This is a genomic window from Streptomyces sp. LS1784, from assembly GCF_020103755.1.
Classification (GTDB): domain Bacteria; phylum Actinomycetota; class Actinomycetes; order Streptomycetales; family Streptomycetaceae; genus Kitasatospora.
The window spans coordinates 1-13,409 of sequence record NZ_JAHSQD010000197.1 but is presented as its reverse complement, the minus strand read 5'-3'; the positions used below and the strand labels follow the sequence as shown (position 1 = coordinate 13,409).

15 protein-coding genes, 1 pseudogene and 1 riboswitch are annotated in these 13,409 nt (G+C 71.9%); of the genes and pseudogenes, 5 read left to right on the top strand and 11 right to left on the bottom strand.

Features of this window, described 5'->3' with window-relative positions; translation table 11 throughout:
* A pseudogene (locus KS423_RS22315) lies at positions 1–220 on the bottom strand (hypothetical protein); the annotation flags it as partial.
* The gene (locus KS423_RS22310) at positions 217–600 is read right to left on the bottom strand and encodes a PadR family transcriptional regulator (protein WP_224281343.1); all 384 of its coding nucleotides are present in this window, start codon (positions 598–600) and stop codon (positions 217–219) included. The pseudogene KS423_RS22315 and the gene KS423_RS22310, both read right to left, overlap by 4 nt.
* A gap of 66 nt (positions 601–666) precedes the next feature.
* On the opposite strand from KS423_RS22310, the gene KS423_RS22305 reads away from it, so the two are divergent.
* Positions 667–1,356 carry a hypothetical protein gene (locus KS423_RS22305; RefSeq protein WP_224281342.1) on the top strand — a complete coding sequence of 230 codons (690 nt, stop codon included), beginning with the start codon at positions 667–669 and terminating at the stop codon, positions 1,354–1,356.
* A 6-nt stretch (positions 1,357–1,362) separates the two neighbouring features.
* Here KS423_RS22305 and KS423_RS22300 read toward each other — a convergent pair whose 3' ends face one another.
* The 6 genes from KS423_RS22300 to thrC all read right to left on the bottom strand — a co-directional run bounded on the left by KS423_RS22300 (position 1,363) and on the right by thrC (position 6,348).
* Positions 1,363–1,536: a hypothetical protein gene (locus tag KS423_RS22300; protein WP_224281341.1), complete on the bottom strand. Its 174-nt coding sequence runs from the start codon at positions 1,534–1,536 to the stop codon at positions 1,363–1,365.
* 51 nt (positions 1,537–1,587) lie between these two features.
* The gene (locus tag KS423_RS22295; RefSeq protein ID WP_224281340.1) at positions 1,588–1,944 is read right to left on the bottom strand and encodes a hypothetical protein; all 357 of its coding nucleotides are present in this window, start codon (positions 1,942–1,944) and stop codon (positions 1,588–1,590) included.
* 102 nt (positions 1,945–2,046) lie between these two features.
* Positions 2,047–3,669, bottom strand: coding sequence for a chaperonin GroEL (gene groL, locus KS423_RS22290; RefSeq protein ID WP_045692318.1), 1,623 nt, complete (start codon positions 3,667–3,669; stop codon positions 2,047–2,049).
* Positions 3,670–3,991: 322 nt separating this feature from the next.
* Entirely contained in the window at positions 3,992–4,195 is a 204-nt protein-coding gene (locus KS423_RS22285) for a cold-shock protein (protein ID WP_030057071.1), read from the bottom strand.
* 537 nt (positions 4,196–4,732) lie between these two features.
* Complete coding sequence (locus tag KS423_RS22280; protein WP_224281339.1) at positions 4,733–5,011, bottom strand: MoaD/ThiS family protein; 279 nt, start codon at positions 5,009–5,011, stop codon at positions 4,733–4,735.
* A 41-nt stretch (positions 5,012–5,052) separates the two neighbouring features.
* Positions 5,053–6,348 carry a threonine synthase gene (gene thrC / locus KS423_RS22275; protein ID WP_224281338.1) on the bottom strand — a complete coding sequence of 432 codons (1,296 nt, stop codon included), beginning with the start codon at positions 6,346–6,348 and terminating at the stop codon, positions 5,053–5,055.
* Between the two features lie 16 nt (positions 6,349–6,364).
* A riboswitch (SAM riboswitch) is annotated at positions 6,365–6,500 on the bottom strand.
* Positions 6,501–6,648: 148 nt separating this feature from the next.
* Between thrC and KS423_RS22270 the strand changes: the two genes are divergently transcribed.
* Together KS423_RS22270 and KS423_RS22265 are read left to right on the top strand one after the other, a co-directional pair.
* The gene (locus KS423_RS22270) at positions 6,649–7,686 is read left to right on the top strand and encodes a glucosyl-3-phosphoglycerate synthase (RefSeq protein WP_224281337.1); all 1,038 of its coding nucleotides are present in this window, start codon (positions 6,649–6,651) and stop codon (positions 7,684–7,686) included.
* Positions 7,687–7,957: 271 nt separating this feature from the next.
* The gene (locus KS423_RS22265) at positions 7,958–9,469 is read left to right on the top strand and encodes a trehalose-6-phosphate synthase (protein ID WP_224281336.1); all 1,512 of its coding nucleotides are present in this window, start codon (positions 7,958–7,960) and stop codon (positions 9,467–9,469) included.
* On the opposite strand, the gene otsB is transcribed toward KS423_RS22265, so the two are convergent.
* Complete coding sequence (gene otsB, locus KS423_RS22260; RefSeq protein WP_224281335.1) at positions 9,456–10,295, bottom strand: trehalose-phosphatase; 840 nt, start codon at positions 10,293–10,295, stop codon at positions 9,456–9,458. The two genes, KS423_RS22265 and otsB, sit on opposite strands and share 14 nt — an antisense overlap.
* Positions 10,296–10,382: 87 nt before the next feature.
* The gene (locus KS423_RS22255) at positions 10,383–10,610 is read right to left on the bottom strand and encodes a DUF3263 domain-containing protein (RefSeq protein ID WP_224281334.1); all 228 of its coding nucleotides are present in this window, start codon (positions 10,608–10,610) and stop codon (positions 10,383–10,385) included.
* A 102-nt stretch (positions 10,611–10,712) separates the two neighbouring features.
* Here KS423_RS22255 and KS423_RS22250 point away from each other — a divergent pair, with 102 nt between their 5' ends.
* On the top strand, positions 10,713–11,063 hold the full coding sequence (locus KS423_RS22250) for a cupin domain-containing protein (protein WP_224281333.1): 351 nt from the start codon (positions 10,713–10,715) through the stop codon (positions 11,061–11,063).
* A gap of 79 nt (positions 11,064–11,142) precedes the next feature.
* Here the strand turns inward: KS423_RS22250 and KS423_RS22245 are convergent, their stop codons facing one another.
* On the bottom strand, positions 11,143–12,423 hold the full coding sequence (locus tag KS423_RS22245) for an extracellular solute-binding protein (RefSeq protein WP_224281332.1): 1,281 nt from the start codon (positions 12,421–12,423) through the stop codon (positions 11,143–11,145).
* Between the two features lie 359 nt (positions 12,424–12,782).
* Between KS423_RS22245 and KS423_RS22240 the strand changes: the two genes are divergently transcribed.
* A partial coding sequence (locus tag KS423_RS22240; protein WP_224281331.1) for an ROK family protein occupies positions 12,783–13,409 on the top strand: 627 nt, incomplete at its 3' end.

Below are 13,409 nucleotides of genomic sequence, written 5' to 3'. Positions count from 1 at the left end.
CGGCCGCCGAGGCGCCGGTCAGCCCGAGCCGCACCCGCAGCCCGTACGCCGCCAGGCCGAGGACCTCCCGGGCGACCGCCAGCCGGCCGCCGGCCGCCGTCGTGTCGGCGAACACCTCGGCCAGCTCCTCGCCTCGCTCGCACCGGTACCGCGCCGGGTAGAGCTGGAGCGCGGCCCGCAGTGCCACCGAGGGACCCGCGCCGATCGCCGGTGTGCTCATGAGAGGCCTCCCCCCGTCGCGGGCCGCCCCTGCGACCCGGTCCTGCCCGGCAACATCGACCGGATCCTGGCCAGCCGGCGCTCGGCCTCGGTGGCGACCGCCCGCAGCCGCTCCGCTTCGGCGGCCAGCGCGTGCCGGCCGGCGTCGGTCAGCGCGTAGCTGCGCCGGGCGCGGCCGTCCACCACCTCCTCGGCGGCGACCTCGATCAGGCCCTGGCCGAGCAGCCGGTCGAGCGCCCCGTAGAGCGTGCCGGTGCGCATCTTGACCCGGCCGTCGGAGATCGCGGCGATCTCCTGGATGAGCGCATAACCGTGCCGCGGGGCGTCAGCCAGCGCGGTGAGCAGCAGCAGCGTGGGCTCCTGCATGGAGCGTTCTGTCATACGACTACATATATCGCCAACCTACCTATGGGTCCAGCGCCAGGCCGGGCCGTCACAATGGTCGCCATGCCGACCGCCGAGCACGACCCGTCCACCGCCGGGCACGACCCGTCCACCCCGGGGCACGAGCCGCTCACCGAAGACCTGCTCGCCGCCTGGACCGCCCTGCTGCACCGCTGCGGGGCCGCCGTCGACCCCGAGCCGTACGGCCGGGAGCTGCTGCGCCGCTGGTCGGAGCCGCAGCGCCGCTACCACACCGTCGCGCACCTGCGCGCCGTGCTGCGGCGCGTCGACGAGCTGGCCGGGCACGCCGCCGACCCGGAGGCCGTCCGCCTCGCGGCCTGGTTCCACGACGCCGTCTACCGCCCCGACCGCACCGAGAACGAGGAGCGCAGCGCCGCCCTGGCCGTCCGCGCGCTGACCGCCGCCGGACTGCCCGCCGAGCGGGTCGCCGAGGTGGAGCGCCTCGTGCTGCTCACCGTCGGCCACGACCCCGCCTCCGGCGACCGCAACGGCGAGGTGCTCTGCGACGCGGACCTCGCCGTCCTCGGCGGCACCCCCGAGGCGTACGCGGCGTACGCGGCCGCCGTCCGCGAGGAGTACGGCTTCGTCCCCGCGCCGGACTTCAGGGCCGGCCGGGCCGCCGTCCTGCGACACCTGCTCGCCCTGCCCGCGCTCTACCGCACCCCCGCCGCCCGCGAGCGCTTCACAGCGGCCGCCCGCACCAACCTGACGGCCGAGCTCGAAGCCCTCTGACGACCGTCAACGCCACCGCGCGATCGCCCGGTCCACAGCGGCCATCCCCGCCATCACCGACGGGATGCGCCCCATGACCGCCCACCACGCGTCCTGGTCGGCCCCCGTCACCTCCACCACCACCCACCACAGCCCGAGACCGCAGCAGCCGCCCACCGCACGCCACACCCAGTGCCTCATGCGCGCACCGTATCCACCGCCGCGCCGACCCCCGGGGAGCGCCCCCGCCGGCTAGTCCAGCTTGCCCACCGACGCCACGACCGCGCCCCGCTTGCCGCACACCCAGTGCGGCTCCGGCCCCAGCTCGGGCTCCACGCTCAGCGCGTGAGGGTCCCCGTCCGCCGCGCAGTCGGTGCACAGCGGCCAGCGTCCGTACGCCTCCAGCAGCGCGTCCTGGACGTCCTGGGCGACCAGCCCGAGGACGTACTCGGTGCCGTCCGGCCACTGTTCCAGCCACCAGCGGCGGTGCGTGACGGCCTGCTCCACCAGCGAGACGACGGCGGCGTCCGCCACGTCCCGCGCGGTGAGGTCGGCCAGGATCATTGCCCGCGCGTTGTGCAGGGCGGTCTCGATGTCGTCAGCAGCCATCCGTCCATTCTCCGTCGACACGTCCGAACGCCGAAACGCCGTGTGGGCGGCCCCCGAAGGGAGCCGCCCACACGGACGAGGAACCAACCGATCCGATCAGGATCAGAAGTCCATGTCACCGCCCGGCATGCCGCCGCCGGCGGCCGCGGCGGCCTTCTCCGGCTTGTCGGCGATGACGGCCTCGGTGGTGAGGAACAGCGCCGCGATGGAGGCGGCGTTCTGCAGCGCGGAGCGGGTGACCTTGGCCGGGTCGATGATGCCCGCGGCGACCAGGTCGACGTACTCGTTGGTGGCGGCGTTCAGGCCGTGACCGGCGGGGAGGTTGCGCACCTTCTCCACCACGACGCCACCCTCCAGGCCGGCGTTGGTCGCGATCTGCTTGATCGGGGCCTCCAGCGCGACCTTGACGATGTTGGCACCGGTGGCCTCGTCGCCGTCCAGCTCCAGCTTGTCGAAGGCGACACCGGCCTGCAGCAGGGCGACGCCACCACCGGCGACGATGCCCTCCTCGACGGCGGCCTTGGCGTTGCGGACGGCGTCCTCGATGCGGTGCTTGCGCTCCTTGAGCTCCACCTCGGTGGCCGCGCCGGCCTTGATGACGGCCACGCCGCCGGCCAGCTTGGCGAGGCGCTCCTGGAGCTTCTCGCGGTCGTAGTCCGAGTCGCTGTTCTCGATCTCGGCGCGGATCTGGTTCACGCGGCCCGCGACCTGCTCGCTGTCGCCGCCGCCGTCGACGATGGTGGTCTCGTCCTTGGTGATGACCACCTTGCGGGCGGTGCCCAGCAGGTCGATGCCGGCGTTCTCCAGCTTGAGGCCGACCTCCTCGGAGATCACGGTGCCACCGGTGAGGATGGCGATGTCGCCGAGCATGGCCTTGCGGCGGTCACCGAAGCCCGGGGCCTTGACGGCGACGGACTTGAAGGTGCCACGGATCTTGTTCACGACCAGGGTCGACAGGGCCTCGCCCTCGACGTCCTCGGCGATGATGACCAGCGGCTTGCCGCTCTGCATGACCTTCTCCAGCAGCGGGAGCAGGTCCTTGACCGAGCCGATCTTGGAGTTGGCGATGAGGATGTACGGGTCCTCGAAGGTCGCCTCCATGCGCTCCAGGTCGGTGGCGAAGTAGGCGGAGATGTAGCCCTTGTCGAAGCGCATGCCCTCGGTGAGCTCAAGCTCCAGGCCGAAGGTGTTGCTCTCCTCGACGGTGATGACGCCTTCCTTGCCGACCTTGTCCATGGCCTCGGCGATCAGCTCGCCGATCTGGGTGTCAGCGGCGGAGATGGAGGCGGTGGAGGCGATCTGCTCCTTGGTCTCCACGTCCTTGGCCTGGGCGAGCAGCTGGTCGGAGACGGCCGCGACGGCCTTCTCGATGCCGCGCTTCAGGGCCATCGGGTTGGCGCCGGCGGCGACGTTGCGCAGACCCTCGCGAACCAGGGCCTGGGCGAGCACGGTGGCGGTGGTGGTGCCGTCACCCGCGACGTCGTCCGTCTTCTTGGCGACCTCCTTGACGAGCTCCGCACCGATCTTCTCGTACGGGTCCTCGAGCTCGATCTCCTTGGCGATGGAGACACCGTCGTTGGTGATGGTGGGGGCGCCCCACTTCTTCTCCAGCACGACGTTGCGACCCTTGGGGCCGAGCGTGACCTTCACTGCGTCGGCGAGCTGGTTCATGCCACGCTCAAGGCCGCGGCGAGCTTCCTCATCAAAGGCGATGATCTTGGCCATCTGAAGTGGTCCTCCGGGACACGGTCGACTGCTCGGACCAAGGGGTGCCCGCGACGGACGGCCCTGGTGTGCGGGGGTCCATTCCCCTACCGCTCCCGGGGGCCTCACCGACCCGGTCCGCTGTCACTCTCACGCTGTGAGTGCTAACGCAATGATTAGCACTCACGGTGGTCGAGTGCAAGCCCAATCGACAACCCGCGAGCCGCCGCCGAGGCCGCCCGGGAACGCCGACGGGCCCGTACGACACGTGTCGTACGGGCCCGTCGAGAAGCGAGTGGTCACCAGCCGAGGGCCGCGCCGAGCTCCTGGGGTCGGAAGGGGGTCAGCCCGCCGCGCGAACCATGTCCGCCTGCGGGCCCTTCTGTCCCTGGGAAATCTCGAACTCGACCCGCTGGCCCTCCTCGAGGGTGCGGTAGCCGTCCATCTGGATCGCGCTGTAGTGGACGAAGACGTCCGCACCACCGTCGACCGCGATGAAGCCGTAGCCCTTCTCCGCGTTGAACCACTTGACGGTGCCCTGAGCCATTCCGAACTCCCCTAGTGCTGTGCTGGCCCTTCACGTGCCCGCAGGTCGCGGGCCCGGGTTGGTTTGAAGGCCGGCCCGGGGAACCCCCCCTGGGCGCAGCCGTGCACGCCGCAACCCTCCGCGCGGAGCGCCGAACGGCTTCCGGTGAGCGGGTGATTGCGTCGACCGCCGCTGAATGTATCCGGATCGAAGCCCTCTGCAACAGGGCCAGCCGCCGGTAATTCCACCGCGGCGTCAACGGACAGGACGGGCTGAATCGGGAAAATCTCGGCATTCCACGCCGGACATAGCGGACGAATTACCCAAATCCCCGCGGTAATTCTGACATCTGCCTGACATGTTTCACGAGCCGCCGCCGGCGGCGGGAGACCCCCGGGCCGAGCTCTGCGGGGGCCGAAAGGGAAACCCTGTTCCCAGCCGAGCCACACTCTACTCCGACTCGACCCGGAAATATTCCCGCCGGAATGCAAGCGGTCGCCCGCGCATACGGAGAGCGGAATTCCGTACGCGCGGGCGACCGCGGGTTCTCCGGACGGCTCAGCAGCCGCCGGCCACCGCCGGGATGATCGAGATGCCGGCGCCGTCCTTCACCTCGGTCGCCAGGCCCTCGGTGAAACGCACGTCGTCGTCGTTCACGTAGACGTTCACGAAGCGGCGCAGCTTGCCGGTGTCGTCCAGGATGCGGGCCGAGATGCCCGCGTGGTTCTTCTCCAGGTCGGCGATGACCTCGGCCAGGGTGGCACCCTCGGCGGTCACCTCGGCGGCGCCGCCGGTGTAGGTGCGCAGGATGGTGGGGATGCGGACGTTGGCGCTCATGACTCTCCTTGCGGGGGCGGGGCCTGTCGGGGCGGGGTGGTTCAGACGGACGCGAGGCCGGCGTCGCGGAACGAGTCCAGCGTCGGGCGGATGACGGCGGTCATCCCGGCGTCGGAGACGGCGTCCAGGGTCTTCAGGCCGTCGCCGGTGTTGATCGCGACGGTCTCCTTGGCCGGGTCCAGCTGCCCGGTCTCGACCAGCTTCTTCAGCACGCCGACGGTCACCCCGCCCGCGGTCTCGGCGAAGACGCCCTCGGTCCGCGCCAGCAGCCGGATCGCCGCCACGACCTCGGCGTCCGTGACGTCCTCCACCGCGCCACCGGTCCGGCGGGCGATGTCCAGCACGTACGGGCCGTCGGCCGGGTTGCCGATCGCCAGCGACTTGGCGATGGTGTCCGGCTTGACCGGCTTGATCACGTCCCGGCCGGCCTTGAACGCGGCCGACACCGGCGAGCAGCCCTCGGCCTGGGCGCCGAAGATCCGGTACGGCCGGTCCTCGACCAGACCGAGCTTGATCAGCTCCTGGAGACCCTTGTCGATCTTCGTCAGCTGCGAGCCAGAGGCGATCGGGATCACGATCTGCTCCGGCAGCCGCCAGCCGAGCTGCTCGCAGATCTCGTACGCCAGCGTCTTGGAACCCTCGCCGTAGTACGGCCGCAGGTTCACGTTGACGAAGCCCCAGCCCTCGCCGACCGGGTCGCCGATCAGCTCCGAGCAGAAGCGGTTCACGTCGTCGTAGTTGCCCTCGATGCCGACCAGCTCGCCGCCGTACACCCCGGCCATGACGACCTTGCCCTGCTCCAGGTCGTGCGGGATGAACACGCAGGACCGGAACCCGGCCCGGGCCGCCGCCGCCCCCACCGCGCCGGCCAGGTTGCCGGTCGAGGAGCAGGACAGCGTGGTGTACCCGAACGCCCGGGCCGCCTCGATCGCGCACGCGACCACCCGGTCCTTGAACGAGTGCGTCGGGTTGCCGGAGTCGTCCTTGATGTGCAGCTGGGCGGTGAAACCGAGCTCCCGGCCCAGGTTGTCCGCCTTGACCAGCGGGGTCCACCCCGGGTTCAGGTTGGGCTTCGACGCCACGTCGGCCGGAACCGGCAGCAGCGGCGCGTAGCGCCAGATGGACGCCGGACCGGCCTCGATCCGCTTGCGCAGCTCCTCGGCGCCCTCGCTGCCGAACTCGTAGGCGATCTCCAGCGGGCCGAAGCACTCCAGGCAGGCGAAGCTGGGGCCGAGCGGGAAGCGGGTGCCGCACTCCCGACAGGACAGCGCGGCGGCGGGGCCGAGGTCGACGGAAACGGGTGCGGCGCCGGAAGGGGTCGTCTCAGTGATAGCCATGACGGCGAGGCCTCTCTCCTCATCTTCCCCGTGGCGCGGTCGCGACACGGGCCGGAATTGGCACCTGTCCCGCCGGGGCCTGTCGACGACAGCCGCGCGAGAAGGTTGCCGGGACGTCAACGGGCCGTTCCCTCAGTCCCTCTGGATGAGCTTGTGAAATTGTGGTGGTGCTCAACGGCGACCCCGGCGTGCAAAGGTCCGACCGCTGTACGAAGACTGTATCCGAAGGCGTCAAACCCGAACGGGACCGTCCGCCACGCGAGATGACCCGTCCCACCCCACCCCGCCGAGGAGACCTCCGTGCCCGCCGAACCGACTCCCGAGCTCCTCCCGCAGGTGGCGTCCTGGCTGCGCCGCCGCTCCTGGAGCGCGGCCGACCGGCCGGTCGACACCCTCCTCGCGGCCAAGGAACGCACCGGCCGCACCGTCAGCGTGGTCCTGCCCGCCCTGGACGAGGAGGCCACCGTCGGCGACATCGTCCGCACCATCCGCCGCGAGCTGATGGAACGCCTCCCGCTCGTCGACGAACTCGTCGTCGTGGACTCCGGCTCCACCGACGCCACCGCCGCCGTCGCCGCCGAGGCCGGCGCCCGGGTCGAGCACCGCGACGCCATCCTGCCCCGGCTGCCCGCCGTGCCCGGCAAGGGCGAGGTGCTCTGGCGCTCGCTGCTGGTCACCCGCGGTGACATCGTCTGCTTCATCGACGCCGACCTGCGCGAGTTCGACCCCGCCTTCGTCTCCGGCATCGTCGGCCCGCTGCTGACCGACGACTCCATCCAGCTGGTCAAGGCCATGTACGACCGCCCGCTGGAGTCGGAGGGCGCCGTCCTGCCCGCCGGCGGCGGCCGGGTCACCGAACTCGTCGCCCGCCCCCTGCTCAACCTCCACTGGCCGGAACTCGCCGGCTTCGTCCAACCCCTCGGCGGCGAGTACGCGGCCCGCCGCTCACTGCTCGAACGGCTGCCCTTCCCCACCGGCTACGGCGTCGAACTCGGACTGCTGGTCGACGCGTTGGAGCTGGTCGGCCTGGACGCCCTCGCCCAGGTGGACGTCGGCGTCCGGCACCACCGCCACCAGGACGGCCAGGCCCTCGGCCGGATGGCCGCCACCATCTACCGGACCGCCCTGGAACGCCTCGACCGCACCCACCGCCTCAAGGCCTCAGCCGACCTCGTCCACCCCCACCTCACCCAGTTCACCCGCAGCCCCGGAACCCTCTCCCGGCCTTCGGCCGGAGGGACCCCCATCTTCACCCCCCGCACCTACGAGATCACCTCCCTGGAACGCCCCCCGATGCACACCGTCCCCGAATACGCGAAGCGCCGCACCGACGGGTGACACACCCGTGCAGTGCGGCCGCTGCGGTTTGCCGGACTATCCGACTGTGGGTTTGCGATGTCGACCAACCGGCAACATCCCAACCGTGACTCCTCCCCCTCCCGACGAGGAGGCTTCCCACTCGATCCCTGCGGAGCCTCAAGGCGGCCAGGCCCTGGCCGCCGCCTGTCGCAGGGCCCCGACTGTACGGCTGTCCCGTCGCGCTCCGCTCCGTCGCGCGCCCGGATCACCCCCCACCGGGTGATCCGGCAGCCCGAGAAGAGGAACCCCCATGGCCGATTCATCGACCAACCGTTCGAGCGCGACCGGCACCGCCCCCGTCCTGGTTGCCTCCAACCGGGGACCGGTGTCCTTCAGCACCGCCGACGACGGCACGCTGACCCTGCGCCGCGGCGGCGGCGGTCTGGTCTCCGGCCTCTCCGCCGTCGAGGACCCGAACGCCGTCTGGGTCTGCGCCGCCCTCAACGACTCCGACCGCAGGGCCGCCGCAGGGGCGCCCCACGGCCGCCTGGACCTGGCCGGACACGCGGTCGGCGGCCAAGCCGTACGGATGCTGGACATAGACCCGCAGACCTTCACCCGCGCCTACAACGGCGTCGCCAACTCCACCCTCTGGTTCGTCCACCACCTGCTCTACGCGACCCCCACCGCACCCGCCTTCGACGCCGACTTCCGCACCGAGTGGGCCGCCTACCAGGCCTACAACGAGGCCTTCGCCCAAGCCCTGGCCGCCGAAGCCGCCCCGAACGCCGCCGTCCTCATCCAGGACTACCACCTCTCCCTGGCCCCGGCCCTGCTCCGCGAAGCCCGTCCCGACCTGCGGATCGGCCACTTCTCGCACACCCCCTGGGCCCCGCCCGAGTACTACCGGCTGCTGCCCGACGACGTCGCCCGGGCCGTCCTCACCGGCATCCTGGGCGCCGACCGGGCCGGTTTCCTGACCCACCGCTGGGCCCGCGCCTTCGCCGCCTGCTGCGAAGACCTCCTCAAGGCGACCGTCGACTACGACGCGCTCACCGTCACCTTCGACGGCCGCACCACCCTCCCCCGGCCTTCGGCCGGGGGGACCCCCATTCGGCGAACCACACGCCTCGGCGTCCACGCCCTCGGCGCCGACGCCGACTTCCTGCGCGAGCGCGCCCACCGCCCCGACGTCGACGAACGCCTCGCCGCCCTCCGCGAGGCCGTCGGCGACCGCCGCACCATCGTCCGGGTCGACCGCACCGAGCTGAGCAAGAACATCGTCCGCGGCCTCCAGGCCTACCGGCACCTGCTCCGCACCCGCCCCGAGTGGCACGACCGGGTGGTGCACATCGCCTTCGCCTACCCTTCCCGCACCGACCTGGCCGAGTACCGGAACTACACCGCGGCCGTCCAGGACCTCGCGGCCGCCATCAACGGCGAGTTCGCCACCCCCAGCTGGCAGCCGCTGATCCTGCACGTCGACGACGACTTCCCGCGTTCCCTCGCCGCCTACCGGCTGGCCGACGTCGCCCTGGTCAACCCCATCCGCGACGGCATGAACCTGGTCGCCAAGGAGGTCCCCGTGGTCTCCGACCACGGCTGCGCACTCGTCCTCTCCCGCGAGGCCGGCGCCCACGCCGAGCTCAAGGACGACGCCCTCACCGTCAACCCCTACGACGTCATCGCCACCGCCGACGCCCTGCACGCCGGCCTCACCATGAGCCCGGAGGAGCGCGCCGACCGCACCAAGCGCCTGGCCGCGGCGGCCACCGCGCTCCCCCCGCAGCAGTGGTTCCTGGACCAGCTCAACGCGCTGTGAGCGCCTCCCCCAAGGCCCCCAGCAGCTCCACCACACCCTCCGGCCCGGCGACCACCAGGTCCGCCCGGTCGGCCAGGTCCCGCACCGGCGCGTCCCCCACCGCGCCGGCGCACACCAGCACCCCGGCCACGCCCTCGCCGCGCAGCTTCTCCACCGCGACGAAGGCCGCCACATCCCCCAGATCGTCCCCCGCGTAGAGCACCGAACGAGCCCCCCGCTCCCGCAGGAACCCGGTCAGCGCCGCCCCCTTGTCCACCCCCGGCGGCCGCAGCTCCAGCACCAGCCGCCCGGGCTCCACCACCAACCCGTGCTCGGCCGCCAGTTCCCCCACCGGCGCCCGCAGCAGCTCCAACGTCTCCTCCGGCGCCGCCGTCCGCCGGGTGTGCACGGCCACCGACCGCCCCTTGTCCTCCACCCACGTCCCCTCGGGCGCCCCCACCCGCTCCAGCACCCCCGACAACACCGCCCGCACGCGGGCGACGCCCGGATGCACCTCCGGCGCCGAAAGCTCCCCGTCCTCCCACCGCTCGGCCCCGTAGTGCCCCAGCACCACCACCCCCGGCAGCCCCGCGAACCCCCCGTACTCCACCGCCAACCCGGCCGGCCGGCCCGTCACCACCACCACGGCCCCCACCACCGGCGCCAGCCGCCGCAACGCGCCCACCACCCCCGGATGCGCCCGCGCCTGCCCCGGATCCGCCACGATCGGCGCCAACGTCCCGTCGAAGTCCAACCCGATCACGGCATCCCCGGGCGTCGCCAGGATGGCCCGCACCCCGTCCCGCCCCGCCTCGGTCCCCGGCACGAACATCTCTTCAAAGCCCATACCGAAGCCCCTACCCCGGAGCGTCCCCCTCCGCACCCGCCACCCCCGCAGCCGCCCCCGACACCCGTCCTCCCGAGAGCCCCCCGGTCAACGAGCCGCCCGCCGAGCCTCCCGCACGCGCCGCAACCGATTCACCAGAACCGGCGCATGCGCCAACGCCTCCTCCCGGTCCAGCAAGGCGTTCAGCACCTGGTAGTAGCGGGTGGAGGAGAGCCCCAGCTCCTCCCGGATCGCCCGTTCCTTGGCCCCCGACGTACGCCACTGCCGCCCCTCCAGCGCCAGCACCGCCCGGTCCCGCTCACTCAGCTCGCCCACCGCAAGCACCTCCGTCCACCGCTACGGAGTGTCATTCTCCCGCGCGACCCCGACACACACTGCTCGCCCCACCGTGCCCCCACCCCCACTAACGTCACCCCCATGACCACGCCCAGCTTCGCCCTGCACATCCCCACCGCCGACCTCGACCCCGACCCGCTCGACCCGTCCCAGATCGTCTCCGGCACCCCCGAGGTCACCGGCAAGGTGCTGTCCGAGTCCGCCGACGGCCGCCACCTGCGCGGCCTCTGGCAGATCACCCCCGGCGTGGTCACCGACGTCGAGGCCGACGAGATGTTCGTGGTGCTCAGCGGCCGGGCCACCATCGAGGTCGAGGGCGGCCCGACCCTGGAGGTCGGCCCCGGCGACTGCGCCGTCCTGCGCGAGGGCGACCGCACCACCTGGACGGTCCACGAGACCCTCCGCAAGGCCTACGCCATCACGCTCCCCTGACCGGCGACCGGCACCCCCGCCGGGGCTGAGGCCCACCGCGAACCCCCCAGCCCCGGCACCAACCGTCCCCGGCCCGGTCCTACTTGCGGACCTCCGCCGCTTCCTTCACCGCCGCATCCTGCAACCCCCCGAGCACCTGCTTCGGATCCCCCGTCACCGCCTGCCCGATCCCGGCCTTGATCCGGTTGCTGACCTCACCCCAGGCCGGGTCCCCGAACGGGTAGAAGCTCGCATTGGTCAGCCCGACCGCGAACTGCTTGAGGTCCTCGTGCTTCGGGTCCGACGACATCTGGCCGAACGCGTCCTGAGTGACGGGCAGGAGGTTGTACTGCTCGTCGAACTTCAGCTGGTTGTCCTTGTCGTAGACGAACGACAGGAACTTCTTGATCTCGTTCTTGTGCCCGTTCGCCTTGAACGCCATCATCCAGTCCGCGACCCCGAGGCTCCCGGTCCGCCCCACCCCGTCCTTCTTCGGGATCGGCGCCGTCCCGAAGTCGATCTTCCCGGCGGCCGCCATCCGCAGCAGCGTCGGATGCCCGTTCAGCATCGCGACCTTCCCCGCGGCGAAGTCCTGGAACACCGGGGTGCGGTTCATCGCGCCCGGGTTCGGGTACGTCAGCCCGGTGCCCACCAGGTTGCTCTTCAGCCAGCCGAAGGTCGCCTGGTTCTGGGCACTGTCGATGGTGTAGTTGCCGACGTCGTCGGAGATGCTGCCGCCACCGCTCAGCGTCCAGAGCATCGACTCGGCCGGCGCCTCCTCCGGCCCCAGCGGCAGCCCGTACGGGGTCACCCCCGGCACCTTGGCCTTGATCTTCTCCGCGTCCTGCCGCAGCTCGGCCCAGGTGGCCGGCGGTTGTGTGATCCCGGCCTGCCGGAACATCGCCTTGTTGTAGAAGAGGACACGCGACGAGGACACGAACGGAATCCCGTACTGCGTCCCCAGCACCTGCCCGGCGTGCGCGAAGTTCTCCAGGAACTTGGCCTGGGTCTCCACCGAGAGCACGTCGGACGCCGGGTACAGCCGGTCCGCCGCGACCTGGTCCGCGAAGCCGCCGGTCTGGAGCAGGTCCGGCGACTTGCCGGCCGCGATCATGTCCTCGACCTTCCTGCCGATCTCGGTCCAGCTGTCCACCTCGACGCTGACCCTGATCCCGGGGTTGGCCGCCTCGAAGGCCCTGGCGACCGTGTCCCAGTAGTGCTGGGAGCTGGTCTCGGGGCTCTCCCCGTAGTCGGCCGCGACCAGCTTGAGGGTGACCGGTCCGTCGTCCTGCCCGCCGCAGGCACTGACCGCGGTGAGGACCAGTGCTCCGGCCAGCGCACCGCCGAGCACACGGGTGGGAACGTGGACGCGCCTGTTCAACGCGGGTACCGCCTTCGGGGGAATGAACGGGGATGAACGGGGGTGAATGCCGGCCGGAACGGGGGGAATCCGGCGGGGGAGGCGCAACACTGCCAAACCCGCCGAGCACTGGTCCACACCACTGGCCGGGCTCGCCCCAGTAGTTATCGAAGTGCTCGGAGTCATTGCACAATGCGCAACAAAACCCCCGCCCCCGCCCCTCACACCCCCCGGTCCGCGCCCGCCTCGACACCGGGCCCCGCACCCCGGCGCAAAGCCCCGCACCCCCCGCAGCTGCGACAAAGCTCACCCAGTATGGACCAGACCAATCCGACAACTGGACTAGACCTCTTCTACCCGCCCAAGGGAAACTGTCCTCCGTGAAGCACGTCATCGCACTCGATGTAGGCGGCACCGGCATGAAGGCCGCGCTGCTCGCCCAGGACGGCTCCGTGCTGTTCGAGGCACGCCGACCGACCGGGCGGGAGCACGGCACGGACGCCGTCGTCGCCGCCATCCTCGACTTCGCCACCGACCTGGCGGCCGAGGGCCGCAGCCGCTTCGGCGTCGCCCCGCTCGCGGCCGGTGTCGCCGTCCCGGGCACGATCGACGAGAAGAACGGCATCGCGGTCTTCTCCGCCAACCTCGGCTGGCGCGAGCTCCCGCTGCGCAAGCTCCTCGGCGAGCGCCTGGCCGGACCGGACGGCGGCGCGATGCCGGTGGCCCTCGGCCACGACGTGCGTTCCGGCGGCCTGGCCGAGGGCCGGCTCGGAGCCGGCCGCGGCGTCGACCGCTTCCTGTTCATCGCCCTCGGCACCGGCATCGCCGGCGCCATCGGCATCAACGGCCGGATCGAGGCCGGCGCGCACGGCTACGGCGGCGAGATCGGCCACGTCGTGGTCCGCCCCGGCGGCCCCCGGTGCGGCTGCGGCGCCCGCGGCTGCCTGGAGACGCTGGCCTCCGCCTCCGCTGTCTCCCGCGCCTGGGCCGAGGCCAGCGGCGACCCC